The following is a 26457-nucleotide window of genomic DNA, read 5'->3' as shown; positions in this document are numbered from 1 at the left end:
ATCCCTGTGTAACCGGCTCAATGCCCCATGAGCCAATGCTGATGCGGCCCTGGCAAAGTCCAGATTCCGAAGACAATCACCAACAAGCCGCCAGCCATGCGCACGCTGCGTTTGCGTAACAATGCCGTGACGCGTTCGGCGGCGAGGCCGGTGGCGAGCAGCACCGGCCAGGTGCCCAGGCCAAAGGCGAGCATCAGTAAAGCACTGTCCAGCGCATTGCCTTGGCTGGCGGACCACAGCAGGGTGCTGTAGACCAACCCGCACGGCAACCAACCCCACAGCGCGCCGAGCAGCAGGGCCCGGGGCAGGCTCGACACCGGCAGCAGGCGATTGGCGACGGGTTGGATATGCCGCCACAGGCCACGCCCGACGCTTTCGATCCGTGTCAGGCCACTCCACCAACCTGCCAGATACAGGCCCATGGCGATCAGCAACAGACCGGCCAGCACCCGCATGACCATTGCCGCCGGGCTGTTTGCCACGGCCCAGCCGGCCAGGCCGATCAGCAAGCCGGCCGTGGCGTAGCTGAGGATTCGTCCGAGGTTGTACGCCAGCAACAATCGAAAGCGCCGGCTGCGCTGTTCCTTGGGAATTGCCAGGGTCAGGGCGCCCATCAACCCGCCGCACATGCCCAGGCAATGTCCACCACCCAACAGGCCAAGGATGACGGCCGAAACCAGCAAGGGCGCCAGATCAAGCATGGGGCGGGGCCTTGTCGTCCGGTTTGCGCTCGTCGCCGCTGGCCTCGTCCACGGCGGCCTTGTGGTTCGGGTCCTGGTCGTCGAACAGAATGCTATGGGCCGGACCGTCGAGGTCATCGTATTGGCCGCTGTCCACGGCCCAGAAGAAAATGTAGACGGCGATGGCTACGATCAGCAGCGCGGCAGGGATCATCACGTAGAGAGCTGGCATGTCGGAACTCCATGCCCGCGCGGCTCAGGCCGGCAGCGGACGGGTATCGGGGGTGGCGTCGAACACCTGCGCCTTGGGTTGACGGGTCAGCCTCAGCGCATTCAACACCACCGTCAACGAGCTGATGGACATGCCGACCGCGGCCCACACCGGCGTAATCCAACCGAGGGCGGCGAACGGCAACATGAGGCCATTGTACAACCCGGCCCAGACCAGGTTCTCGATGATCACCCGGCGGGTGCGCCGGGCCAGGCTGAAGGCGTGAATGAGGGCGCCGAGGCGGTTGGACAACAGGACTGCGTCGGCGCAGGTCTTGGCCAGGTCGGTGGCCGAGCCCATCGCGACGCTGATATCCGCCGCCGCCAGCACCGGGACGTCGTTCACGCCGTCGCCAAGCATCAGCACTTTATGGCCTTGCTGGTGCAGTTGCCGGAGCACGGCCAACTTGTCATCCGGACGCAAGCCGCCGCGGGCTTCATCGATACCCAGTTCGGCGGCGACGTTGGCCACCATCGGCGAGCTGTCGCCCGACAGCAGCAAGGTTCGCCAGCCCCGGGCCTTGCACGCCGCGAGCAGGGCCGGCGCATCGACGCGCAAGCGATCGTCGAGCACAAACCAGGCCAGCGGCCCCAGCTGATCGCCCAGCAACAGCCATTGTCCAGGTTCATCCGGCATCACCGGCGCTGCTGCGCCACTCAGTTCGCAGACAAAGCCGGGATGGCCGATGCGCAGGGATTGTTCGCCTACCACGCCTCCGAGTCCCAACCCAGGAGTGCTTTGTACATGCTCGGCGGCCAATGGCGCACGGCCGAAAGCCCTGGCGATAGGGTGTTCGGAGCGGTTTTCCAAGGCGGCGGCCAGGGCCAGGCAATGGTCACTGTCGAGTGCCCCGAGTGTTCGGATCGCGCGCAACGCCAGGCGGCCTTCGGTGAGGGTGCCGGTCTTGTCGAAAATCACCGTGTCGATCTGGTTCAGGCCTTCCAACACATGACCGCGCGTCAGTAGCAGGCCGAGTTTGTGCAGGGTGCCGGTGGCGGCGGTCAGGGCGGTTGGCGTCGCCAGGGACAGCGCGCAAGGGCACGTCGCGACCAGCATCGCCAGGACTATCCAGAACGCGCGCGAAGCATCCAGCTGCCACCACAGCAGGCCGATGGCCGTCGCGGCAGCGAGTGAGAACAGCAGGAACCATTGGGCGGCGCGGTCGGCCATTTCCGCCAGTCGCGGTTTTTCGGCCTGGGCACGTTCGAGCAGGCGCACGATGGCGGACAATCGGGTGTCGAGCCCCAAGGCCTGCACTTCGACGGTGAGCGCACCCTCGACGTTAAGCGTACCCGCCGTCACCGCGTCGCCCGCCTGACGAGGTTGCGGGAGGTATTCGCCGGTCAGCAGTGATTCGTCGACGCTGGACTGGCCGTCGAGAATCCGACCGTCGGCGGGCAGGATCGCCCCAGGCTGGACCAGCACGCGGTCGCCCATGCGCAGCTCGCTGAGCAGGACGCGCTCACTCTGGCCCTGGTCGTCCAGGCGCAGGCACGAGGCCGGCAGCAGGTTGACCAATTGGGCGGTGGCGGCAGCGGTGCGTTCGCGGGCGCGGCGCTCCAGGTAGCGGCCGGCGAGCAGGAACAAGGCGAACATGCCGACGGCATCGAAATACAGCTCGCCGGTCCCGGTGATGGCGGTCCAGATCCCGGCGATGTAGGCGCCGCCAATGGCCAGGGATACCGAAACGTCCATGGTCAGGTGGCGGGTGCGCAGGTCGCGCATGGCACCTTTGAAAAACGGCGCGCAGCTGTAGAAGACGATGGGGGTGGTGAGGAACAGCGCAACCCAGCGCAGGATGGTGTGCATCTCCGGGCTCAGGTCGATGTTGAATTCCGGCCAGGTGGCCATGGTCGCCATCATGGCCTGGAACCACAGCAACCCGGCCACGCCCAACTGGCGCAGGGCCAGGCGGTTCTGCGCGGCGAGCTGTTCGCAGGCTTGGTCGGCCTGGTACGGATGGGCGGCGTAGCCGATCTGGCGCAGCTCGGCGAGCAGCGTGCTCAGCGGCAGTTGCCCGTCGGCCCAGCGGACGTGCAAGCGATGGTTGGACAGGTTCAATCGCGCCTCGGCCACGGCCGGCAGGCTGCGCAGTTGTTTTTCGATCAACCAGCCGCAGGCGGCGCAGCTGATGCCTTCCATGAGCAGGGTAGTCTCGGCCAGCTCGCCTTCATGGCGAATGAACGACTGCTGCACATCGGGGCGATCATACAGCGCCAGTTCTTCGGTCAGTTGCACCGGCAGGGTCTGGGGATTGGCCGACGCTTCGCTGCGATGTTGGTAGTAACTTTCCAGGCCGCCGGCGACGATCGCCTCGGCCACGGCCTGGCAGCCCGGGCAGCACAGCTCGCGAGTCTCGCCGAGGACAACGGTGGTGAAGCGACTGCCAGCAGGGACGGGCAGGGCGCAGTGGTAGCAGGGCTGTGGGGTGGTCATGGTTGTCGCCACAAAGGCAGCTTATTTCTTCAGGTCTTCAGCGCCTTGCAATGGCTCATCGCCAAGCAGGATGGCCTGGTCGTGGTTGATCTGTTCTTCTTCGAACAGGCGCCAGGTCTGGTCGCTCTCCACGCCTAGCAATTCGACAAAACGCCGGCCTTCGATCCTGTCCGTCAACTGGCCGACGTAGCGCCCCGGCTCGCTGTCGTTGCGGGTCAGGACGACCTTGCGATCCTTCTCCGGCTGGGTTGGCGAGATCAGGCTCAGTTCCAGGGCCTGGGGGCGACTGTTGCCGTTCAGGCGCAGGTTCACTTCGCCGGTCACATCATCCAGTTGCACATTGGCATGCAGTTGCAGTGTCTGGGCCAGCAACTCTCGCTCCAGCGAGCGGTTGATGCCCTTGCCGGCTTCGTAATAATTGTCGTTGACCAGGTTGTCCGGGTTCTTCACGGCGATGGTCACCATGGTCAGGCTCAGTGTCACCGAACAGGTCAGGATCGCAATGATGATCCACGGCCAGAGGTGCTTGTACCAAGGGCTGGTGGCGGTTGCTGCAGGCATGTTCATTTCTCTCAACGAGTCTGTGGGCCGATGAACCGGCTCTTGGCTTCAACATGGACGCTGTCGTCATCGGCATCCTTGAGGATGAATGTCACCTCGTTGGTGCTCGATGGCAGTTGTTCCGGTGCGCTGGACAATTCAACCGGCTGGCTGAAGATCTCGCCGGCGGCCACCTTGATTTCCCGACGCCCTTGCAGCTTGAGATCGGGCAGGCCGGCGGCTTCCAGAATGTACGTATGGTCGCGTTGGTCCTTGTTCATGATTTTCAGGCTGTAGACGTTCTCGATCCGGCCTTCGGCGTTTTCGCGATACAGCACGCGGTCCTTGCTGACGTCGAAACCCACCAGCGAGCGCATGAAGAACGCCGTCACCAGCAGGCTGATCATGGCCAGTAGCACCAAGGCATAACCGATCAGGCGCGGGCGAAGTTTATTGGTTTTCTGGCCCGAGAGGTTGTGTTCGGTGGTGTAGCTGATCAGGCCGCGGGGATACTCCATCTTGTCCATGATGTTGTCGCAAGCATCGATGCAGGCCGCGCAGCCGATGCACTCGACCTGCAAGCCGTCGCGGATATCGATACCGGTGGGGCAGACCTGGACACACATGGTGCAATCGATGCAGTCCCCCAGGCCCAGCGCCTTGTAGTCGATGCCTTTTTTGCGCGGGCCGCGGCTTTCACCGCGACGCGGGTCATAGGAAACGATGAGGGTGTCCTTGTCGAACATCACGCTTTGGAAGCGGGCGTAGGGACACATGTAGATGCACACTTGTTCGCGCAGCCAGCCGGCATTGCCATAAGTGGCGAGGGTGAAGAAGCCGACCCAGAAGTACGACCAACCATCGGCCTCGCCGGTAAAGAACTGGAACACCAGTTCGCGGATGGGTGTGAAGTAACCGACGAAGGTCATGCCGGTGGCGAAACCGATTAGCAGCCACAGGCTGTGCTTGGCGAACTTGCGTGAGATTTTGTTGGCGCTCATGGGCGCCTTGTCGAGCTTGATGCGCTGGTTTCGGTCGCCTTCGGTGACTTTTTCGCACCACATGAAGATCCAGGTCCATACGCTCTGTGGGCAGGTATAGCCACACCAGACCCGTCCGGCATACACGGTAATGAAAAAAAGGCCGAAGGCGGCGATGATCAGCAGCCCGGACAGCAGGATAAAATCCTGGGGCCAGAAGGTGGCGCCAAAAATAAAGAATTTGCGTTCCGGCAAGTTCCACCAGACAGCCTGGTGGCCACCCCAGCTCAGCCAGACCGTACCGAAATACAGCAGGAACAATAACGCCCCGCCAACCATTCGCAGGTTACGGAACAGGCCCGTGAAGGCGCGGGTGTAGATTTTTTCCCGAGAGGCATACAGGTCGACGCTTTTGTTGGCGTCCTTGGCAGGCGGGGTAACGTCATGTACAGGAATCTGGTTGCTCATCAATTGCATCCCACGGCAGTGGAAAAGTGCCGAGGCCAGTACGTGCCGACCACGGTCAGAAAGGGTATTGCAGTGGCGCAATGATACGCCTGTCGCTCTAGTGCAAGGGTGCGACCTTTGGTCGCGTTGGGAGCGGGGGCCGAATGGTGTAGCGGATGTAACAAGTCATGACCCAGATCAATTGACTATAGACAGTGCATGGCGTTGGCGAAACGAAGGCCGCGTTATGAGGGCTCCCCTGTTCGTGGCGAGGAGGCCTTTTGTGGCGAGGGAGCTTGCTCCCGCTCGGCGGCGCAGCCGTCGTAAATCAGGCTGGCGCGGTCCGATCTGGAAAAGCGTGGCGATTTTCTGGGGCGGCTTCGCCACCCAGCGGGAGCAAGCTCCCTCGCCACGAACAGTTTTACCCCTGTTTCGAGCCGGTAAACAAAAGGCCCCGCCAATCTGATTGGCGGGGCCTTTGATGTCTCAAGCGGTTGTCTTATTGCGCGTCAGCGGCCGGAGCCTTTTCGCCGTGAGACAGGCTGTAGACGTAAGCGGCCAGCAGGTGAACCTTGTCGTTGCCTTGCAGATCGGCCTGGGCCGGCATCTGGCCCTGGCGACCGTAACGGATGGTCTGCTGCAACTGAGCGAAGCTCGAACCGTAGATGAAGCCGGCCGGATGCGTCAGGTCGGGTGCGCCCATGGCGGGCGTGCCTTTGCCGGCAGGACCGTGGCAGGCCACGCAGTTGGCTGCGAACAGTTTCTGGCCGTTGGCCGGATCGGCCTTGGCACCTTCCGGCAATTTACGACCGTGCAGGCTGGTCACCACATAGGCCGACACGTCGGCAACGCCTTGCTCGCCAACCACGGCAGCCCATCCCGGCATGACGGCATGACGACCGCCCATGATGGTGGTCTTGATGGTTTCCGGCTCGCCGCCCCAGCGCCAGTCGGCGTCGGTCAGGTTAGGGAAGCCGTAGGCGCCCTTGGCGTCGGAACCATGGCAGACCGAGCAGTTGGAGGCGAACAGGCGGCCACCCATCTTCAGGGCTTGAGGGTCCTTGGCGACTTCTTCGATCGGCATGGAAGCGAACTTGGCAAAGATCGGACCGAACTTGGCGTCCGAGCGGGCCATTTCCTTTTCCCATTCGTGCACCCCGGTCCAGCCGGTCTGGCCGTTGGCGAAAGCGGTCTGCTTTTCATTGTCCAGGTAGTTGTAGCCTGGCAGCAGGCCTTTCCAATTGCCCAGGCCCGGATAGAGGACCAGGTAACCGAGGGCGAAAATGATGGTGCCCACGAACAGCATGAACCACCACTTTGGCAGTGGATTGTCGTACTCCTCGATCCCGTCGAAGGAGTGGCCGACCGTCTCCTCGGTGGCTTCGCTGCGCTGGCCCTTGCGGGTCGACAGCAACAGCCAGGTCAGGGCGAAGATCGTTCCCAGGCTGAGGACTGTGACGTACAGACTCCAGAATGTTGTCATTCTTTGTTACTCCTAGAAGCTTGCTCGACGTGCTTGATGGCTTCGGGATCATCCGCGAACGGCAGCAAGGTCGCGTCTTCAAACTCCGACTTGCGCTTGGGGCTGAACACCCACAGGGCCAGGCCGATAAAGGCCACCATCACGACGACGGTGCCCAGGCCACGAATCATCCCGATATCCATCTAAATCACCGTTTGCTTTTGATGATGGTGCCCAGGCCTTGCAGATAGGCCACCAGCGCGTCCATTTCGGTCTTGCCCTTCACGGCATCCCTGGCACCGGCGATGTCTTCATCGGTGTAAGGCACGCCCAAGGTGCGCAAGACTTCCATTTTCTTGGCAGTGTCTTTGCCGTCGAGCTTGTTTTCTACGAGGAACGGGTAGGCCGGCATCTTTGATTCCGGCACTACGTTGCGCGGGTTGTACAAATGCGCACGCTGCCAGTCATCGGAGTAACGGCCGCCAACGCGGGCCAGGTCCGGGCCGGTACGCTTGGAGCCCCACAGGAACGGGTGGTCCCAGACGCTTTCACCGGCAACGGAATAGTGGCCGTAACGTTCGGTTTCGGCGCGGAACGGACGGATCATCTGCGAGTGGCAGCCGACACAGCCGTTGGCGATGTAGACGTCGCGGCCTTCCAGTTCGAGGGCGGTACGCGGCTTCATGCCTTCGACCGGCTTGTTGGTCACGTCCTGGAAAAACAGCGGAACGATCTGGGTCAAGCCGCCGATGCTGACGGCGATGACCATGAAGAAGGCCAGCAGGCCGATATTCTTCTCTACTGCTTCGTGCTTCATCAGTGAGCTCCAACTACGGCGATCTTGGCGGCGGCTTCTGCTTCAACCGGGTCAGAGGCACGAACGGTGCGATACACGTTGTAGGCCATCAGCAGCATGCCGCTGGCGAAGAACGCGCCGCCCAGTGCACGCACGATGAAGCCAGGGTGGCTGGCTTGCAGGGCTTCGACGAACGAGTACGTCAGGGTGCCGTCGTCGTTGATCGCACGCCACATCAGGCCTTGGGTAATGCCGTTGACCCACATCGAGGCGATATAGAGCACGGTGCCGATGGTGGCGAGCCAGAAGTGCGCGTTGATCAGGCCGGTGCTGTGCATCTGCGCACGACCGAACAGTTTCGGGATCATGTGGTAGATGGCGCCGATGGAAATCATCGCCACCCAGCCGAGTGCACCGGCATGTACGTGGCCGATGGTCCAGTCGGTGTAGTGGCTCAGCGAGTTGACGGTCTTGATCGCCATCATCGGGCCTTCGAAGGTCGACATGCCGTAGAACGCCAGGGATACCACCAGGAACCGCAGGATCGGGTCGGTGCGCAGCTTATGCCAGGCGCCCGAGAGGGTCATCATGCCGTTGATCATGCCGCCCCAGCTTGGCGCCAGCAGGATGATCGACATTGCCATGCCCAGCGACTGCGCCCAGTCCGGCAGCGCGGTGTAGTGCAGGTGGTGCGGGCCGGCCCAGATGTACAGGGTGATCAGTGCCCAGAAGTGCACGATGGACAGGCGATAGGAGTAGATCGGACGCTCGGCCTGTTTCGGCACGAAGTAATACATCATCCCGAGGAAACCGGTGGTCAGGAAGAAGCCCACGGCGTTGTGGCCGTACCACCACTGGATCATCGCGTCGGTCGCCCCCGAGTAGGCCGAATACGACTTGAAGAAGCTGACCGGCAGCGATGCGTGGTTGACGATATGCAGCATGGCGGTCACGACGATGAAGGCACCGTAGAACCAGTTGCCAACATAGATGTGCTTGGTCTTGCGCTTGACGATGGTGCCGAAGAACACCAAACCGTAGGTCACCCAGACGATGGCCAGCAGAATAGCCAGGGGCCATTCCAGTTCCGCGTATTCCTTGGTGGTAGTGAAACCCATTGGCAAGGTCACGATCGCGCCGACGATCACCGCTTGCCAACCCCAGAAGGTGAAGGCGGCGAGGCTGTCGGAGATCAGTCGCGTCTGGCAGGTTCGCTGCACGACATAGTAAGAAGTGGCAAACAAGGCACAACCACCGAAGGCGAAGATCACCAGGTTGGTGTGCAGTGGGCGCAGGCGTCCAAAAGTCGTCCATGGCAGATCGAAGTTCAACTCCGGCCAGACCAGTTGCGAGGCGATGAAGACACCAAGCCCCATGCCAAGGATCCCCCAGACCACCGTCATGATGGCGAACTGGCGGACTACCTTATAGTTATAAGCAGTCGGACTGATTGCTGTGCTCATTCTAAGGTTCCACGGTTTGGGTGTTTTATTAGGATAAAAATCGGTCGCAAGTATGGAGAAAGCGGGGGGTCATTGCAACGCGCCATGACCTGGGTCAATGCTTTCCAAAGCTGATTCTGCGGCCTTTCCATGTTCTGTGTAGGGACAAAATTGGCCCTTGGCAAAATGTCGCAACGCAGGAAAGAGGCGAGGGGGTCGGGTCGGTTGTAACGGGGTGTGTTCGAGCACGGCGTTCGGGTGATGCCAGGCAACTGACGCAATAGCCGGTATCCACCTGCCTTTGCGGCTTTTTTCAACGAACGAATGTCGAACGCATCGGGTCGGGTCGACCTGAAACCGGCAGTCGCCAGTGCACGTAAAGGCAAGCTTAGACGCGATTGCGGGGAACCGAAAGGAGACGATGGGAGGGGTGTGACAAAAAGAAGCACCTGCAAGTTGTAAGCTGCAAGCTTCAAGTGGGGTGCTCGTCGCTTGCAGGTTTTGCTTTTGCTTTTGCTTTTGCTTTTGCTTTTACTTGAAGCTTGCAGCTTGACGCTCGCCGCTCAACTGCTCCCCACTCTTCGAAAGGCTGTAGACGTAGGCCGCGAGCAGTTGCACCTTGTCATTGCCGAGCAATTCATTCTGCGCCGGCATATGGCCTTGGCGGCCGTGGCGGATGGTCTGCTGCAATTGAGCCAGGCTGGTGCCGTAGATGAAACCGGCCGGTTGCGTCAGGTTCGGCGCGCCCATCGCTTCGGTCCCTTGGCCGTTGGCGCCGTGACAGGCGACGCAGGTGCTGTTGAAAGCCTGCTGGCCGGCTTGCAGGTCGGCACCGCTGTCGGCCGGCAGCGGCAGGCCAGCCAAGTCGTGGCGAACATACGCGGCCACGTTCTTCACCCCGGCGTCTCCCAGCACTTCGCCCCAGGCCGGCATCGCCGCCATGCGACCGCCCAGGATCGTCGCCTTGATGGTTTCGGCATTGCCGCCCCAGCGCCAATGGCTGTCGGCCAGGTTCGGGAAGCCGAAGGCGCCCTTGGCGTCCGACCCATGGCAAACCGAGCAGTTGGAGGCGAACAGGCGACCGCCCATTTTCAGGGCCTGCGGGTCCTTGGCGACTTCTTCCACCGGCATGGCGGCGAATCTGGCGAAGATCGGCCCGAACTTGGCGTCGGCCTTGGCCATTTCCTTTTCCCATTCATGCGCGCCGGTCCAGCCATTCTCGTAGCCGGGCAGGATGCCTTTCCAGTTGCCCAGGCCTGGATACAGAATCAGATAGCCCACGGAAAATACCAACGTGCCGGCGAACAACAGGAACCACCATTGCGGCAACGGGTTGTCGTACTCCTCGATGCCGTCGAAGCTGTGGCCCATGGTCTGGTCGACGCTGCCCTTGGTCTCGCCCTTGCGGGTGCCGATCAGCAGCCAGGTCAGGCCGATCAGGCTGCCGAGGGTCAGTACGCAGATCCACGTACTCCAGAAGGTAGTCATGGCCAGGTGCTCCTTGTTGCAGGGTCTTGGGGAAGGGCGGTTTCGGCGGGCGGTTCGTCGGCGAATGGCAGCAGGCGCGCCTGGGCGAATTCCGGGCCGCGCTTGCTGCTGAACACCCACAGGGTCAGGCCGATGAAGGCGATGAACACCACGACCGTGCCCAGGCCGCGGATCATTCCAGTGCTCATTTCAAGGAACATGGGCTCACCTCTTGCTCTTGATGGCAGTGCCGAGCACTTGCAGGTAGGCGACCAGCGCGTCCATTTCAGTCTTGCCCTTGAGCGAGGCCACGCTGGTGGCGATGTCATCATCGGTGTAGGGCACGCCGAGGGTGCGCATGGCGCGCAGCTTGCCTTCGGTGTGGCTGCTGTCGACCGCTTGGGTGACCAGCCATGGATAGGCCGGCATTTTCGACTCGGGTACGACGTTGCGCGGGTTGTACAAGTGGGCGCGGTGCCAGTCATCGGAGTAGCGCGCGCCGACTCGGGCCAGGTCCGGTCCGGTGCGCTTGGAGCCCCACAGGAACGGGTGGTCCCAGACGCTTTCGCCGGCGACGGAGTAGTGGCCGTAGCGCTCGGTCTCGGCGCGGAATGGACGGATCATCTGCGAGTGGCAGCCGACGCAGCCTTCGCGGATGTAGATGTCGCGGCCTTCCAGTTGCAGGGCGGTGTAGGGCTTCATGCCGTCCACCGGTTTATTGGTCACGTCCTGGAAGAACAGCGGCACGATCTGGGTCAGGCCGCCGATACTCACGGCCAGGACCATCAGCAGCATCAGCAGGCCGACGTTTTTTTCTATTGTCTCGTGTTTCATGGCGGACTCCTCAAGCCATCTGCGCGGCAGCGGCAGCTTCGGCAGGCTGGTAGGCCCGCACGGTGCGCCAGGTGTTGTAGGCCATCAGCAGCATGCCGCTGAGGAAGATTGCCCCGCCTACCAGCCGCACGATGAAGCCGGGGTGGCTGGCCACCAGGGTTTCTACGAAGGAATAGGTGAGCGTGCCGTCCTCGTTCACCGCGCGCCACATCAGGCCCTGGGCAATGCCGTTGACCCACATCGAAGCGATGTAGAGCACGGTGCCGATAGTGGCGAGCCAGAAGTGCGCGTTGATCAGGCCGATGCTGTGCATCTGCGCCCGGCCAAAGACTTTCGGAATCATGTGGTACAGCGCACCGATGGAAATCATCGCCACCCAGCCGAGTGCACCGGCGTGTACGTGGCCGATGGTCCAGTCGGTGTAGTGGGAGAGGGCGTTGACGGTCTTGATCGCCATCATCGGGCCTTCGAAGGTCGACATGCCATAGAACGCCAGGGACACCACCAAAAAGCGCAGGATCGGGTCGCTGCGCAACTTATGCCAGGCGCCCGAGAGGGTCATCATGCCGTTGATCATGCCGCCCCAGCTGGGCGCCAGCAGGATCAGCGACATCACCATGCCCAGCGACTGCGCCCAATCCGGCAGCGCGGTGTAGTGCAGATGGTGTGGGCCGGCCCAGATGTACAGGGTGATCAGTGCCCAGAAGTGCACGATGGACAAGCGATAGGAATACACCGGGCGCTCGGCCTGTTTCGGCACGAAGTAGTACATCATCCCCAGGAAGCCCGCGGTGAGGAAAAAGCCCACGGCGTTGTGGCCATACCACCATTGCACCATCGCATCGGTGGCCCCGGCATAGACCGAGTAGGACTTGGTCCAGCTCACCGGCAATTCCAGGTTATTGACGATGTGCAGGAGCGCCACGGTCAAGATGAACCCGCCGAAGAACCAGTTACCGACGTAGATGTGCTTGGTGTTGCGCTTGGCCACGGTGCCGAAGAACACGATGGCGTAGGCGACCCAGACGATGGTGATCAGGATGTCGATCGGCCATTCGAGCTCGGCGTATTCCTTGGAGCTGGTGTAACCCAGTGGCAGGCTGATGGCCGCCAGCAGGATCACCAACTGCCAACCCCAAAAGCAGAACGCGGCGAGTTTCTGCGCAAACAGCTGGGTCTGGCAGGTGCGTTGCACCGAGTAGAACGAACTGGCGAACAGGGCGCAGCCACCGAAGGCGAAAATCACCGCGTTGGTGTGCAGCGGGCGCAGGCGACCGAAGCTGGTCCAGGGCAAATCGAAGTTGAGCTGCGGCCAGACCAATTGGGCCGCGAGAAAAACCCCGAGCCCCATGCCGACGATGCCCCACACCACCGTCATAATGGCGAATTGGCGGACCACCTTGTAGTTGTAGGCGGTACTGATAGAAGTGTTCATGGTTCCCCATCCACGGTTCAGCCGAAGTGAGCGCCTGCGCAAGGCAGTGCGGCGTTCTTCGCCTGGAGTTATAGGCAGACTAAAAGCGAGGCAAGCATGGACAAACAGCACAAGGCCAGTATTGACGGGGATCAATGGGCGCGATGCGTGGCGGAACATGGTTGGTTGTGGACAGCCGCGCAGCCCAGTACCGGCGCCGAGACGCCGACCTTGATCCTGGCCCATGGTGCCGGTGCGCCGATGGACAGCGGCTTTATGAACGAAATGGCCGCGCGCCTTGCCGCACAAAGCGTCAACGTGCTGCGCTTCGAGTTTCCCTACATGGCGCAGCGTCGCTTGGACGGGGGCAAGCGTCCACCGAACCCGGCCCCTAAGCTGCTCGAATGCTGGCGGGAGGTGTACGCCACGGTGCGGCCTTATGTCGCTGGGCGGCTGGCCGTTGGCGGCAAGTCCATGGGCGGGCGCATGGCGAGCCTGCTGGCCGATGAGTTGGGTGCCGATGCGCTGGTGTGCCTGGGTTATCCCTTCTACGCGGTGGGCAAGCCGGAGAAACCGCGGGTCGAGCATTTGGCGGGGTTGAAGACCCGGACCTTGATCGTCCAGGGCGAACGCGATGCGTTGGGTAATCGGGCGGCGGTGCAGGGCTACACCTTGTCACCGAACATCGAGGTGTTGTGGTTGGTGGCGGGGGATCATGACCTCAAGCCGTTGAAGGCTTCGGGGTTCAGTCATGAGCAGCATTTGGGAGCGGCGGCACGGAGGGTGACAGAATTTCTTAAATAACTCTTTGCCTGACTGTCACTGCCTTGTCGCGAACAGGCTCGCTGCAATTTTTACTTCCTGGAATTGAGCCTGCTCGCGATTAAATCATTCGAACCGCAATGAATTGCTCATTGGTCGCGGATTAATTCGAATGCCCCCGTCGGGCGCATTTCCTGCCCCTCTTTTTCTATAAGAGCGGTGAAGTTCCCCGTTGCCGTCCCTCTCCTGGGATCAAGCTTGATGGTCAATTCGGCGCTTTTAGTAGTGGCCAACCTATAAAAATCGGGCAACGTACCGGAATAGAGATGACTGAAGCTGAGTCCGCCTTCATGTGTATAGGTGGCGTCTAGAACTTCATCGCCGGCATAAGGAATAAAAAGTTTGAAACTGAAATGAGTACATTCGCTTCCAGAACCGGTGCGGCCATAAAAAGTCCAGCCTCTATCCAATGGATGGTTATGCAGGATGAGCTTGGTATGTTCGGCAGTGACGAGCCCTGCGCCCACGTCCCAAGTAAATGAATTTCCCTCAATCAAGCGGGGTTCTTTTTCCGGAATGTAGAAGATCTGACTGTTCATTCGAAATCCCTATTGAAATCGCCGTTTTTTCTTGCTGTTCAAGATTAGGGCGCCTGCAATTCCGGTTCTACTGTCAGAGTTGACAGGTAGAGAGGGGCGAATAGGGTGTCAGAGTGTTTTTAGTAGATATTCTGGCGCTTTGGCATAGCCGCTAAAAACCCGGAAGCTCTCGCTGTCCGGGTTTTTGATTTGCCCATGGAAGTCAGCGGTTGAACCGCTCCACCAACGAATACTGGGTATTGGCCGTGCGAGTCAGTTCTTCGCTGAGCAGCGCCGAGCTGTGGGCCTGGCCGGAGGTCTGGTCGGCCAGTTGCGAGATGTTGCTGATGTTGCGGCTGATCTCCTCGGCGACCGAACTCTGTTCCTCGGTCGCAGCAGCGATCTGGGTGGTCATGTCGGTGATGTGGGCCACCGCCTCGCTGATCCCCACCAGCGCCTGGTCCGCTTCCATCACACGCGCCACGCCTTCTTCGGCCTGGCGATGGCCGGCCTCCATGGTCTGTACCGCATTGTTGGCGGTCTGCTGGAGCTTGGCGATCAGGGCATGGATCTGCCCGGTGGATTCACTGGTCCGCTGGGCCAGTTGGCGCACTTCATCGGCCACCACGGCAAAGCCGCGACCCATCTCCCCGGCACGGGCCGCTTCGATGGCGGCGTTGAGGGCCAGCAGGTTGGTCTGGTCGGCGATGCCTTTGATCACGTCGACCACGCCACCGATCTCATCGCTGTCCTTGGCCAGTTGGGTCACGGTCTGTCCGGTCTCACCCACGACGACGGACAGGCGTTCGATGGCTTCGCGGGTTTCCCCAGCGATATCGCGCCCGCGGCCAGTCAGGCGATTGGCCTCCTGGGTGGCATCGGCGGTGCGTTGCACGTGGCTGGCGACTTCCTGGGTGGTCGCGGCCATCTGGTTGACGGCGGTGGCCACTTGCTCGGTCTCCACTCGTTGACGCTCGAGGCCGGTGGAACTGTCGTTAGCCAGTGCATTCGACTGTCGGGCTTGGGCGTTCAGATGTTCGGCGGTGTCCTGCAGACGGGTCAGGCAGGTTTTCAAACGTGCTTCCTGGCTGAGGATCGACATTTCCAGGCGCGCCTGGACGCCGCGGCTGTCGGTATACATCCGCGCGATCAACGGGTCGGAAGTGGTTTGCTCGGCCAAGCGCAGCAGGCGCTTGATGCCGCGTTGCTGCCATTGCAGCCCCATCAGTCCCAACGGCACCGACAACAGGGCGGCCAGGGCGAAACCGTAGGACGAATTGAGGAACGCGCCGACGACGAAACTCAACTGGCTGACCAGGATGAATGGCAGCCAGTCCTGCAGGATCGGCAGCCATTTGTCGCTGCTCGGGACTGCGGCCTTGCCCTGGTTGATGCGTTGATAGAGCGCTTCGGCCCGGGAGATCTGCTCGGCACTGGGTTTGACCCGTACCGATTCATAGCCGACCACCTGATTGCCTTCGAATACAGGCGTGACGTAGGCGTTGACCCAGTAATGGTCACCGTTCTGGCAGCGGTTCTTGACGATACCCATCCATGGCAAGCCTTGTTTCAGAGTGTCCCACATGTGGGCGAACACGGCCGACGGAACGTCGGGATGGCGTACCAGGTTGTGCGGCGAATGGATCAGCTCTTCCTTCGAGAACCCACTGATTTCAACGAATGCGTCGTTGCAGTAAGTGATCACACCCTTGGTATTGGTGGTGGAAATCAATCTCTGCTGGGCCGGGAAGGTCCTTTCGCGTTGTGTAATAGGTTGGTTGTTACGCATGGTGGTGTAGTCCGCAAGGCTTTGAAAGGTTGTCGGCACCGTCAGCTTTTTGTTGAAGAAATTCTGCCCGGCGGTATCACGCCAGCATCGGGTAGGTAAATAGGGCGAAATGCAGCAGGTTGAGGGCAAAATGTGTGGCAATCGCTGCGCTCAGACCGCCCAACCGATAGGCCAGGCCGTAACCGATCCCGGCCAGGCCCGACAGCAGCACCCAATGCCAACCGGCACCGGCATGGACCAGGCCGAACAGCAGCGAGGCGAGCAGCAACGCGAGATTGTCGCCATGGCGCAGATGCTTGAAGCGTCGGCTCAGGCCACCCTGGATGTAGCCACGAAACAGTGCTTCCTCCACCAACGTCACCAATAAAAGATTGTTGAGCACCCAGATCCACGCCTGGTCCGGCCATTTCGGTGCCCAATGGATCATGCCCAGCAACATGGCCCCGCCCAAGGCTAATAGCGCGCTCAGGGTCAGTCCCAGGGCCGTGCCGTAAACAGCGCCGCGAAATGAGCGGCGACCCACGATCCAGGGGCATGCCAGCAATAGCCAGAAACCGATCAGGGGTTTGTCTTGGTTCAGATACATGGCAAACCGCACGGCGTCATCGCTGAAGCGTTGCGCCGCGATCGCCCGGCCGTTGAAGAACCCCGGCATCCAGTGCAATGCCAGCGCGACCGCAAGGACAATGAACAGGCAATGCCCAAGAAACTGCCCGACCGGCGTTTGTCGCTGGCGCACCGCGTACCCGGCAAACAGCAGCAGCGCGACCGAGATGATCGCAGTCCAGGCCAGGTGGCCGTAGGCGAGGGCCAGGCCATAACCGATCGAGAGAAGGGCCAGGTACGGCCAGGGTAGGGCGAGCATGTGAAGTCCTTTCGGGCGGAAACGTTCGGGGCTGTCAGGCCGGCGGAATTATAGGCAGACCCAAACGAAAACACCGCCCTTAAGAGGCGGTGTTTTCGTAGGACGCTTCTTTTTTATCCTGCAAGTAACTGCCGTAGGACAAAATGCAGGATCCCGCCAGCCTTGAAATATTCCACTTCGTTCAAGGTGTCGATCCGGCACAACACTTCGATCCGCTCCTGGCTGCCGTCTTCGCGGGTGATGACCACGGGCAGGTTCATGCGCGGGGTCAAATCGATGTCGCTCAAGCCGAGGATATCCAGGGTTTCCTTGCCCGTGAGGTTCAGGCTCTTGCGGTTCTGATCCAGCTTGAACTGCAAGGGCAGCACGCCCATGCCCACCAGGTTGGAACGGTGGATACGCTCGAAGCTCTCGGCGATCACGGCCTTGACCCCCAGCAGGTTCGTACCCTTGGCAGCCCAGTCCCGGCTCGAACCCGTGCCGTATTCCTGTCCTGCGATCACCACCAGTGGCGTGCCCATGGCTTGGTACAGCATGGCGGCATCATAGATTGGCATGCGTTCGCCACTGGGGATGTAGATCGTATTGCCGCCTTCTTCGCCGCCGAGCATCTCGTTGCGGATGCGGATATTGGCAAAGGTGCCGCGCATCATCACCTGATGATTGCCGCGCCGCGAGCCGTAGGAGTTGAAGTCCCGTGGCTCTACGCCTTGTTCGCGCAGGTAGTGGCCGGCTGGGCTGTCCGTCTTGATGTTGCCCGCGGGGGAGATGTGGTCGGTGGTCACCGAGTCGCTTAACAATGCCAGGATCCGTGCGCCCTCGACGTTCCTGACCACCGGTGGTGGCCCGCCAATGTCGTCGAAGAACGGCGGATGCTGGATGTAGGTTGAGTCGTCCTGCCAGACATAAGTCGCCGCTTGCGGCACCTCGATGGCTTGCCATTGTTCGTCACCGGCGAACACGGCGGCGTATTCCTTGTGGAACATGCTGGTGTTGACCTGGGCCACGGCGGCGGCCACTTCCTGGCTACTGGGCCAGATGTCACGCAGGTACACCGGGTTGCCATCCCGGTCGTTGCCCAGCGGCTCGCTGCTGATGTCGATGCGCACCGTGCCGGCCAGGGCATAGGCAACCACCAGCGGCGGCGAGGCCAGCCAGTTGGTCTTCACCAATGGATGCACCCGGCCCTCGAAGTTGCGGTTGCCCGACAATACCGAGGCGACGGTCAGGTCGGCTTTCTGAATGGCTTTTTCGATGGGGTCGGGCAGCGGCCCGGAGTTGCCGATGCAGGTGGTGCAGCCATAGCCCACCAAGTCGAAACCGAGTTTATCCAAGTACTCGGTCAGGCCGGCCGCGTTGTAGTAATCGGTGACCACCTTGGAGCCCGGCGCCAGGGAACTCTTGACCCAAGGCTTGCGGACCAGGCCTTTTTCCACGGCTTTTTTCGCCAGCAACCCGGCGGCCATCATCACGCTGGGGTTGGAGGTGTTGGTACACGAGGTGATGGCGGCGATCACCACCGCGCCGTTTTTCAGGCGATGGGTGTGGCCTTCGAATTCGTACTCGGCTTCGCCCACCTGGTCGGCATTGCCCACCGCGACACCACCGCCGCCTTCACTTTCCAGGCGACCTTCTTCTTTACTGGTGGGTTTGACCTGCAGCCCCAGGAAGTCGCTGAAAGCCTGGCCGACATTCGGCAGCGAGACCCGGTCTTGAGGGCGTTTGGGCCCGGCGAGGCTGGCCTCGACGCTGCCCATGTCCAGCTCCAGGGTATCGGTGAACACCGGCTCCTGGCCGGGCAGGCGCCACAGCCCCTGGGCTTTGCAATAGGCTTCCACCAGTTTCACCGTTTCGGCCGGGCGGCCGGACAGGCGCAGATAATCCAGCGTCACGTCGTCCACCGGGAAGAAACCGCACGTGGCGCCGTATTCTGGCGCCATATTAGCGATGGTCGCGCGGTCGGCCAGCGGCAGGTCAGCAAGCCCATCACCATAGAATTCGACGAATTTGCCCACCACGCCCTTCTTGCGCAGCATTTGCGTGACGGTCAGCACCAGGTCGGTCGCGGTGATGCCTTCGCGCAGCTTGCCGATGAGTTTGAAACCGACAACCTCGGGAATCAGCATCGACACCGGTTGGCCGAGCATGGCCGCTTCCGCCTCGATCCCGCCGACGCCCCAGCCCAGTACGCCGAGGCCGTTGATCATGGTGGTGTGGGAGTCGGTGCCGACCAGAGTGTCGGGGAAGGCGTAGGTGCGGCCGTCTTCTTCTTTGGTCCACACGGTGCGGCCCAGGTATTCGAGGTTGACCTGATGGCAGATACCGGTGCCCGGCGGCACTACGCTGAAATTGTCGAAGGCGCTCTGGCCCCAGCGCAGGAAGGCGTAGCGCTCGCCGTTGCGCTGCATTTCGATGTCGACGTTCTGCTCGAACGCCTGGCTGCTGGCGAACTTGTCCACCATCACCGAGTGGTCGATCACCAGGTCCACGGGTGACAACGGGTTGATCCGCTGGGGGTCGCCGCCGGCCTTTTCCACGGCGGCGCGCATGGCCGCCAAATCGACCACGGCGGGGACGCCAGTAAAGTCCTGCATCAGCACCCGTGCCGGGCGGTATTGAATCTCGCGGTCGGAGCGGCGCTCCTTCAACCATCCGGCCAAGGCCTTGAGGTCGGCCCCGGTGACAGTTTTTTCATCTTCCCAGCGCAGCAGGTTTTCCAGCAGCACCTTGAGCGACATCGGCAGCTTATCCAGGTCTCCCAGGCTTCGTGCGGCGTCTGGCAGGCTGAAATAGTGATAAATCCTGGCGTCGACTTGCAATGTTTTAAGGGTCTTCAGGCTATCGAGGGACGGCATTGAAATCACTCCTTTGAGTCCGCACGGCTACGGACTGACGGAACGGACAGAGCCTTTAACCTAGCCCTGTTTTGAGCGTATGACTAATCACTGGACTCTACGGGCAGGTCGGGGGTTCCGAACTCCGCTATCATGCGGCGGTTTTCGTGACAGGCTTTGCTACGGAGTTTCAATGAATACGCTTTTCATGCACTGCCGACCGGGATTCGAGGGCGAGGTCTGTTCGGAGATCGCCGAACACGCCGCGCGGCTCAACGTGGCCGGCTATGCCAAGGCCAAGACGGCCAGCGCCTGCGCCGAATTTGTCTGCACGGAACAGGACGGCGCCGAGCGGTTGATGCGTGGACAGCGGTTTGCCGAGTTGATCTTTCCGCGGCAGTGGGCGCGAGGCACGTTCATTGACTTGCCGGAAACCGACCGCATCAGCGTCATCCTCGCCCACCTGACCGCGTTCCCGACCTGCGGCAGCCTGTGGCTGGAGATGGTCGACACCAATGACGGCAAGGAACTGTCGAACTTCTGCAAAAAATTCGAAGGTCCGTTGCGCAAAGCATTGGGCGGAGCCGGGAAGCTGGTGGACGATCCGCTCAAGCCGCGCCTGCTGCTGACGTTCAAAAGTGGCCGGGAGGTTTTCCTGGGGCTGGCGGAGTCCAACAATTCGGCGATGTGGCCGATGGGCATCCCGCGTTTGAAGTTCCCTCGGGAAGCACCGAGCCGTTCGACGCTCAAGCTGGAGGAGGCCTGGCACCATTTCATCCCCCGCGACCAGTGGGACGAACGCCTGCATAGCGATATGACCGGCGTCGACCTCGGCGCCGCGCCGGGCGGCTGGACCTGGCAACTGGTCAACCGCGGCATGTTGGTGACGGCCATCGACAACGGCCCGATGGCTGAAAGCCTGATGGACACCGGCCTGGTGCAGCACTTGATGGCGGACGGCTTCACGTTCAAGCCCAAGCAGCCGGTGGACTGGATGGTCTGCGACATCGTCGAGAAGCCCGCGCGCAACGCGGCGATGCTGGAAGAATGGATCGGCGAGGGGCATTGCCGCGAGGCCGTGGTCAACCTCAAGCTGCCGATGAAACAGCGTTACGTCGAGGTGAAGCGCCTGCTCGAGCGCATCGCCGAGGGGTTCAAGGCGCGGGGCATCAAGGTCGAGATCGGTTGCAAGCAGCTGTATCACGACCGCGAGGAAGTGACGTGCCATCTGCGGCGGTTGGATAGCAAGAAGCCGAAGTCTCACTGAAACATGTAGCGAGCTTTTGTGGCGAGGGAGCTTGCTCCCGCTGGGTTGCGAAGCAACCCCAATGCCTTGTTGGGCTCCAAAGAGCGACGACTGCTTCGCAGCCGAGCGGGAGCAAGCTCCCTCGCCACAGGGAAGATGGACATCTGTTAAGGGCGCCGGCATTGCGCGACAATGCCGGCCAGTTTCAGGAGTAGAACATGAGTGAAATGAACGACACGCCGGTCGACGGCACACTGGACGCCACTGGCCTCAATTGCCCGGAACCGGTGATGATGCTGCACCAGCATATCCGCGACCTGGTTCCCGGAGGGCTGTTGAAAGTCATCGCCACCGACCCTTCGACCCGCCGCGATATTCCCAAGTTTTGCGTATTTCTTGACCACGAGTTGGTGGGGCAGGACGAAGTGGATGGCACCTACCGCTACTGGATCCGCAAGAAACTCGCTTAATCCGTCGAGCGGCTGATGCGGATTTGCTTGCGTGCACTGCGTGCCAGGCGGATCGAAAGCATCAGCGCCGCGCAACTCAAGCCTACGATCAAGCCCTGCCACAATCCGCTCGGACCGCTTGCATCGCCGAGCCAGTCGGTCAGGCCCAATGCGTAACCCACCGGCAGGCCGATCCCCCAATAAGCGAACAACGTCAGGATCATCGTCACGCGCGTATCCTGATAGCCACGCAACGCACCTGCCGCCGTGACTTGTATCGCATCGGAAAACTGGAACAGCGCCGCGTAGACGATCAGCATCGACGCCACCTGGATCACCACGGGGTCGGCGGTGTAGATCGCGGCGATGGGCGCACGCAGCGCAAACATCAGGCTCGCCGACAGGCAGGCGTACGCCAGCGCCGTGCCCATGCCGACACCGGCGGCGAAGCGCGCTTCCCGTGGCTGGGCGCGGCCCAGCGTCTGGCCGACCCGCACCGTCACGGCCATGCCCAGGGAGTAGGGGATCATGAACACCAGTGAACTGAAGTTCAGGGCGATCTGATGCCCGGCCACCACCGTGGCGCCGAGGCTGCCGATCAGCAGCGCGATGACCGCGAAGATGCTCGACTCAGCAAACACTGCAATGCCAATGGGCAGGCCGATGCCCAGCAAACGCTTGATCACTGCCCCTTGCGGCCAATCGAAACGAGCGAACAAACGACTTGACTGGTAGGCCGGTGCCCAGCGTGTCCACGCCGCCATGCCTGCCGCCATGAACCACATCACGATGGCCGTGGCCCAACCGCAACCGACGCCACCCATGGCGGGAACGCCCAGGTGTCCATAAATGAAGATGTAGTTGAGCGGAATGTTCAGCGCCAAGCCGCACAGGCCCAGCACCATCGCCGGGCGCGTACGCCCCAAGCCGTCGCTGAAACAGCGCAGCACATGATAAAACGCCACCGCCGGAAGACCGGTGCCGATGCCCCGCAGGTATTCCATGCACGGACCGATCAGCTCGGGATCGACCTTCATGATGTGCAAGATCGGTTCGGCGCTGATCAGCGCCAGCGCTGCGATCAACCCCACCAGCAGCGCCAGCCACAGCGCCTGGCGAACCAGTGGGCCGATCTGGTCGAACGTTCCGGCACCGCATCGTTGGGCCACCTTCGGGGTAGTGGCCAGCAGCGTACCGGTCATCAACAGGAACACCGGGACCCAGATCGAATTGCCCAGCGCCACTGCCGCGAGATCCCGCGGCCCGACTCGGCCGGCCATCACCGCATCGACAAAACCCATGGCGGTGGTTGCCAGTTGCGCCACCATGATCGGCAGTGCCAGGGCCAGCAACGTCTTGAGCTCCAGGCGAACCCGGGCCGGGCGGGTGAGGGTGGTGAGGGTGTCGATCAGAGGATTCACAGGGCAAGCGTCCGGAAAGAATAAGCGCGAGGCGGCGCATTCTACCCCTTGACGCAATGGTCAGGAAAAAACCTGTGTTGGGGATTTGTAATCGCCAACGTCTGCCTGGGTCGTTTCCGTGGTAAGGGAGCTTGCTCCCTCGCCACATACGCGTTCACTGAAGCAATGGCTGGCCCATCAAGGCGAGGAACGCCTACACTGCCCCTCCCGCCAAAGGAGCTCTGCCATGCTGATCGTCGCCGACGAAAACATCCCCCTGCTAGATGCATTTTTCCAAGGCTTCGGTGAAATTCGCCGGGTGCCGGGACGGAGTATCGACCGGGCGCTGGTCGAGCAGGCTGATGTGTTGCTGGTGCGTTCGGTCACCCAGGTCAATCGGGCATTGCTGGCCGGCAGCAAGGTGCGCTTCGTCGGTACCTGCACCATCGGTACTGATCACCTGGACCTGGATTATTTTGCCGAGGGCGGCATTCGCTGGGCCAGCGCGCCGGGCTGTAACGCCCGTGGCGTGGTGGACTACGTGCTGGGCTGCCTGATGACCCTGGCGGAAATCGAAGGCGCAAGCCTTGCGCAACGCACTTTCGGCGTGGTCGGCGCGGGGCAAGTGGGTGGGCGGTTGGTCGAGGTGCTCAAAGGCCTGGGTTGGAATGTGAAAGTCTGCGATCCGCCGCGCCAGGCGCTCGAGGACGGTGATTACTTGAGCCTGGAGCAAATTGTCGAGCAGTGCGATGTCATCAGCCTGCACACACCCTTGACCCGGGGTGGGGGGCAGCCTACCTGGCATCTATTCGATGAGCACCGGTTGAACAGCCTCAGGCCTGGCACGTGGCTGATCAACGCAGCTCGCGGCCCGGTCATTGACAACGTGGCGCTGCGCGAAGTGCTGTTGGAGCGCGAGGACTTGCAAGCGGTGCTGGATGTCTGGGAACAGGAGCCGACAGTCGATGTTGACCTGGCCGACCTGTGCGTCATCGCCACTCCGCATATTGCCGGCTACAGCCTTGACGGTCGCCAGCGCGGCACAGCGCAGATCTACCAGGCGCTGTGTGGTTTTCTCGAGCGACCGGTCGAAGTCAATCTGGCCGATCTGCTGCCCCGGCCCTGGTTGGGTGGCGTTACGCTGGATGCCCAAGCCGACCCGGCCTGGGCCCTTGCGGCGCTGTGCCGCAGCGTGTACGACCCGCGTCGCGACGATGCGGATTTTCGCCGCAGCCTGGTGGGCACGGTCGATGAACAACGCAGCGCCTTCGACACCCTGCGCAAATTCTATCCGCCACGCCGGGAAATCGACAGCTTGAAGGTTCATATCCAAGGACAATCGGCGGCTCTGCAGCAAATCGTGGCCGCGCTGGGTGCCACGACCCTTTAAGCCACAAGAGCCTGCAAAAGCGGCGGGCATAAAAAACCCGACAAAAGTCGGGTTCAATTGAAGACGGGTTACATCACTTTTGTTCGGCAGGCTTGACCAGTCGTTTTTCCAGTTCGCTACACGCGTTCTGGATCATGTCTTCGGTGATCGGGACTTCGCGCCCTTGGGCATCGATGAACGAGCAGCCCAGGGATTGGTCCGGTTGCGTGCGAATCACTTGAATCTTGTCGTCGCTGCTGTGTTGCAAGGACATGGCCTGTCTCCTCATCAGGTTGCGTGCCTATCGTACTGTCGTCAGGTGACCGAGCCATGACACTCCTTGAAGGTTCATGACGACAACCCCACTGAACCAGAAATGGCGGTGCGTTTCCAGCCAGACGTTAGACCGATAACATCTAGCCATTGGTGCCGGGGGTCATATTTAACCTGACTCATTTCGATTCAATTTGGTTCCGCTGCGTTTCGTTGCCGCTGGCCATCCTTTTTCCTGCTGTATTATCGGATGCTCTCCATGCTTTCTTCTCGACATCGCCGTGCCATACGCTTGGCCAGCGGCTTCATCGCCCCTTACCGCAAGCAGGTGATCGGCGCTTTGCTGGCGCTGATTGCCACGGCCGCCATTACCTTGTCCATGGGCCAGGGCATCCGCTTGCTGGTGGACCAAGGCTTCATGACCCGCTCACCGCAATTGCTCAACCAGTCCATCGGCCTGTTCATGGTCCTGGTGGTTGGGCTGGCGATCGGTACGTTTTCGCGTTTCTACCTGGTGTCCTGGATCGGCGAGCGGGTGGTGGCCGATATCCGGCGGCAGGTGTTCAACCATTTGGTGTACTTGCACCCCGGCTTCTATGAAAACAACCGCAGTTCGGAGATCCAGTCACGCCTGACGGCTGACACAACGCTGTTGCAGTCGGTGATTGGCTCATCGCTCTCGCTGTTCCTGCGCAACTTGTTGATGGTGATCGGCGGGATCGTGCTGTTGTTCGTCACCAATCCAAAGCTCACCAGCATCGTGGTCATTGCCCTGCCGCTGGTACTGGCGCCGATCCTGATTTTCGGCCGTCGCGTGCGGAGCCTGTCGCGTGAAAGCCAGGACCGCATCGCCGACGTGGGTAGCTACGTCTCCGAAACCCTCGGCCAGATCAAGACGGTGCAGGCTTATAACCACCAAGGCCAGGATGAGCGTCGTTTTGCCACTACCGTCGAGCAGGCCTTCGACACGGCCCGCAAGCGCATTGCCCAGCGGGCCTGGTTGATCACGCTGGTGATCTTATTGGTGTTGGGGGCCGTGGGCGTGATGCTCTGGGTTGGCGGCATGGACGTGATCGCGGGGCGGATCTCCGGCGGTGAGCTGGCGGCGTTCGTGTTCTACAGCATGATCGTGGGGAGTGCCTTCGGTACCCTGAGCGAGGTGATCGGCGAGCTGCAGCGAGCGGCCGGTGCGGCTGAGCGTATTGCCGAGTTGCTGCGTTCGGAAAATGTCATCCAGCCGCCGGCTTCTGGCCTCGTTACACTGCCATCCAGGGTGCGGGGCGAGCTGCGGCTCGAAGGCGTACGGTTTTCCTATCCGTCCCGACCGGAGCGTTTCGCGGTCGATGGGCTGGACTTGACCGTCAGGGCTGGCGAAACCCTGGCGCTGGTCGGGCCGTCCGGGGCCGGTAAATCAACGGTTTATGACTTGTTGCTGCGCTTCTACGACCCGGTCGAGGGAGTCATTCTGATCGATGACGTCCCGCTGACCCAGCTCGATCCGCTGGACCTGCGCCGTCACTTCGCCTTGGTGTCGCAAAGCCCTGCTTTGTTTTTTGGTACGGTTGAAGAAAACATCCGCTACGGCAACCCCGACGCCACCGCCGAGCAAGTTCGCGAAGCCGCGCGCATTGCCCATGCCCACGATTTCATTGAAAAAATGCCCGACGGCTACGGTACCCACCTGGGCGATGGCGGCCTCGGACTTTCCGGAGGCCAGCGCCAACGATTGGCCATTGCCCGGGCGTTGTTGGTGGACGCGCCGATCCTGCTGCTGGACGAAGCGACGAGTGCCCTCGATGCGCAAAGTGAATACCTAATCCAGCAAGCCCTGCCCAGCCTGATGAAAAACCGCACCACGCTGGTCATTGCCCACCGTCTGGCCACGGTGAAGAACGCCGACCGAATCGCGGTGATGGACCAGGGCAAGGTGGTTGCGGTGGGTACGCATCAGCAGTTGGTTGCTGGCAATGCGCTGTATGCGCGGTTGGCGGCGTTGCAGTTCAATGCTGGCCCTGAAGCGGCAATCGATTCAGAAATTGCCCCACAGCGCCAGCAACCGACCAAGTAACCGACCAAGTAACCGACCAAAAAAATGCCCGTATCTTTCAATACGGGCATTTTTT

24 protein-coding genes are annotated in these 26457 nt (G+C 61.4%); 5 read left to right on the top strand and 19 right to left on the bottom strand.

From position 1 onward, the window contains the following. Positions 1-17: 17 nt before the first annotated feature. From J3P82_RS16810 to ccoN (J3P82_RS16750), 13 genes are all read right to left on the bottom strand, one after another. Positions 18-701: a sulfite exporter TauE/SafE family protein gene (locus J3P82_RS16810; RefSeq protein ID WP_434557853.1), complete on the bottom strand. Its 684-nt coding sequence runs from the start codon at positions 699-701 to the stop codon at positions 18-20. Continuing rightward, a complete protein-coding gene (gene ccoS / locus J3P82_RS16805; RefSeq protein WP_434557852.1) occupies positions 694-912 on the bottom strand; it encodes a cbb3-type cytochrome oxidase assembly protein CcoS in 219 nt (72 codons plus the stop codon). The genes J3P82_RS16810 and ccoS overlap by 8 nt, the downstream gene beginning before the upstream one ends. A gap of 24 nt (positions 913-936) precedes the next feature. Then, complete coding sequence (locus J3P82_RS16800) at positions 937-3387, bottom strand: heavy metal translocating P-type ATPase (protein WP_434557851.1); 2451 nt, start codon at positions 3385-3387, stop codon at positions 937-939. 21 nt (positions 3388-3408) lie between these two features. Further along, positions 3409-3948, bottom strand: a complete 540-nt coding sequence (locus tag J3P82_RS16795; protein ID WP_434557850.1) for a FixH family protein — start codon at positions 3946-3948, stop codon at positions 3409-3411. An 11-nt stretch (positions 3949-3959) separates the two neighbouring features. Beyond that, positions 3960-5375 (bottom strand): cytochrome c oxidase accessory protein CcoG, encoded by a 1416-nt coding sequence (gene ccoG, locus J3P82_RS16790; RefSeq protein ID WP_434557849.1) that lies wholly within the window; start codon positions 5373-5375, stop codon positions 3960-3962. Between the two features lie 478 nt (positions 5376-5853). Next, the gene (ccoP, locus tag J3P82_RS16785) at positions 5854-6837 is read right to left on the bottom strand and encodes a cytochrome-c oxidase, cbb3-type subunit III (protein ID WP_434557848.1); all 984 of its coding nucleotides are present in this window, start codon (positions 6835-6837) and stop codon (positions 5854-5856) included. Next, positions 6834-7019 carry a CcoQ/FixQ family Cbb3-type cytochrome c oxidase assembly chaperone gene (locus tag J3P82_RS16780; protein WP_003175465.1) on the bottom strand — a complete coding sequence of 62 codons (186 nt, stop codon included), beginning with the start codon at positions 7017-7019 and terminating at the stop codon, positions 6834-6836. Before J3P82_RS16780 ends, ccoP (J3P82_RS16785) begins: the two co-directional genes overlap by 4 nt. Positions 7020-7024: 5 nt before the next feature. Then, the gene (gene ccoO, locus J3P82_RS16775; protein ID WP_095943289.1) at positions 7025-7633 is read right to left on the bottom strand and encodes a cytochrome-c oxidase, cbb3-type subunit II; all 609 of its coding nucleotides are present in this window, start codon (positions 7631-7633) and stop codon (positions 7025-7027) included. Next, positions 7633-9075 (bottom strand): cytochrome-c oxidase, cbb3-type subunit I, encoded by a 1443-nt coding sequence (gene ccoN / locus J3P82_RS16770; protein WP_186636610.1) that lies wholly within the window; start codon positions 9073-9075, stop codon positions 7633-7635. Before ccoN (J3P82_RS16770) ends, ccoO (J3P82_RS16775) begins: the two co-directional genes overlap by 1 nt. Positions 9076-9585: 510 nt before the next feature. Next, positions 9586-10542 carry a cytochrome-c oxidase, cbb3-type subunit III gene (gene ccoP, locus J3P82_RS16765; RefSeq protein ID WP_434557847.1) on the bottom strand — a complete coding sequence of 319 codons (957 nt, stop codon included), beginning with the start codon at positions 10540-10542 and terminating at the stop codon, positions 9586-9588. Continuing rightward, positions 10539-10742: a cbb3-type cytochrome oxidase subunit 3 gene (locus J3P82_RS16760; protein WP_434557846.1), complete on the bottom strand. Its 204-nt coding sequence runs from the start codon at positions 10740-10742 to the stop codon at positions 10539-10541. Before J3P82_RS16760 ends, ccoP (J3P82_RS16765) begins: the two co-directional genes overlap by 4 nt. A 4-nt stretch (positions 10743-10746) precedes the next feature. Beyond that, complete coding sequence (gene ccoO, locus J3P82_RS16755) at positions 10747-11355, bottom strand: cytochrome-c oxidase, cbb3-type subunit II (RefSeq protein WP_434557845.1); 609 nt, start codon at positions 11353-11355, stop codon at positions 10747-10749. A gap of 10 nt (positions 11356-11365) precedes the next feature. Beyond that, positions 11366-12790 (bottom strand): cytochrome-c oxidase, cbb3-type subunit I, encoded by a 1425-nt coding sequence (gene ccoN, locus J3P82_RS16750; protein WP_434557844.1) that lies wholly within the window; start codon positions 12788-12790, stop codon positions 11366-11368. 96 nt (positions 12791-12886) lie between these two features. On the opposite strand from ccoN (J3P82_RS16750), the gene J3P82_RS16745 reads away from it, so the two are divergent. Continuing rightward, a complete protein-coding gene (locus J3P82_RS16745; RefSeq protein WP_434557843.1) occupies positions 12887-13573 on the top strand; it encodes an alpha/beta family hydrolase in 687 nt (228 codons plus the stop codon). Between the two features lie 107 nt (positions 13574-13680). Here the strand turns inward: J3P82_RS16745 and J3P82_RS16740 are convergent, their stop codons facing one another. From J3P82_RS16740 to acnA, 4 genes are all read right to left on the bottom strand, one after another. Then, positions 13681-14130, bottom strand: a complete 450-nt coding sequence (locus tag J3P82_RS16740) for a hypothetical protein (RefSeq protein ID WP_434557842.1) — start codon at positions 14128-14130, stop codon at positions 13681-13683. 202 nt (positions 14131-14332) lie between these two features. Then, positions 14333-15898, bottom strand: coding sequence for a methyl-accepting chemotaxis protein (locus J3P82_RS16735; protein WP_434557841.1), 1566 nt, complete (start codon positions 15896-15898; stop codon positions 14333-14335). Between the two features lie 76 nt (positions 15899-15974). Beyond that, positions 15975-16763: a lysostaphin resistance A-like protein gene (locus J3P82_RS16730; protein ID WP_434557840.1), complete on the bottom strand. Its 789-nt coding sequence runs from the start codon at positions 16761-16763 to the stop codon at positions 15975-15977. Between the two features lie 113 nt (positions 16764-16876). Beyond that, entirely contained in the window at positions 16877-19618 is a 2742-nt protein-coding gene (acnA, locus tag J3P82_RS16725; RefSeq protein WP_434557839.1) for an aconitate hydratase AcnA, read from the bottom strand. 172 nt (positions 19619-19790) lie between these two features. Here acnA and rlmM point away from each other — a divergent pair, with 172 nt between their 5' ends. Together rlmM and tusA are read left to right on the top strand one after the other, a co-directional pair. After that, entirely contained in the window at positions 19791-20864 is a 1074-nt protein-coding gene (rlmM, locus tag J3P82_RS16720) for a 23S rRNA (cytidine(2498)-2'-O)-methyltransferase RlmM (RefSeq protein ID WP_434557838.1), read from the top strand. A gap of 197 nt (positions 20865-21061) precedes the next feature. Continuing rightward, positions 21062-21313 carry a sulfurtransferase TusA gene (gene tusA / locus J3P82_RS16715; RefSeq protein ID WP_042732523.1) on the top strand — a complete coding sequence of 84 codons (252 nt, stop codon included), beginning with the start codon at positions 21062-21064 and terminating at the stop codon, positions 21311-21313. Here the strand turns inward: tusA and J3P82_RS16710 are convergent. Further along, positions 21310-22713 carry an MATE family efflux transporter gene (locus tag J3P82_RS16710; protein ID WP_434557837.1) on the bottom strand — a complete coding sequence of 468 codons (1404 nt, stop codon included), beginning with the start codon at positions 22711-22713 and terminating at the stop codon, positions 21310-21312. The two genes, tusA and J3P82_RS16710, sit on opposite strands and share 4 nt — an antisense overlap. A gap of 226 nt (positions 22714-22939) precedes the next feature. Between J3P82_RS16710 and pdxB the strand changes: the two genes are divergently transcribed. Further along, entirely contained in the window at positions 22940-24082 is a 1143-nt protein-coding gene (pdxB, locus tag J3P82_RS16705) for a 4-phosphoerythronate dehydrogenase PdxB (protein WP_434557836.1), read from the top strand. Positions 24083-24155: 73 nt separating this feature from the next. Here the strand turns inward: pdxB and J3P82_RS16700 are convergent, their stop codons facing one another. Then, complete coding sequence (locus tag J3P82_RS16700) at positions 24156-24335, bottom strand: PA1571 family protein (protein WP_434557835.1); 180 nt, start codon at positions 24333-24335, stop codon at positions 24156-24158. Positions 24336-24584: 249 nt separating this feature from the next. Here J3P82_RS16700 and J3P82_RS16695 point away from each other — a divergent pair, with 249 nt between their 5' ends. After that, on the top strand, positions 24585-26402 hold the full coding sequence (locus tag J3P82_RS16695; RefSeq protein WP_434557834.1) for an ABC transporter transmembrane domain-containing protein: 1818 nt from the start codon (positions 24585-24587) through the stop codon (positions 26400-26402). The last annotated feature ends 55 nt before the right edge of the window (positions 26403-26457 follow it).

It is taken from the genome of Pseudomonas sp. Z4-20 (assembly GCF_051131955.1).
GTDB lineage: Bacteria > Pseudomonadota > Gammaproteobacteria > Pseudomonadales > Pseudomonadaceae > Aquipseudomonas > Aquipseudomonas marvdashtae.
This window is presented reverse-complemented; position numbering and strand designations above follow the sequence as displayed.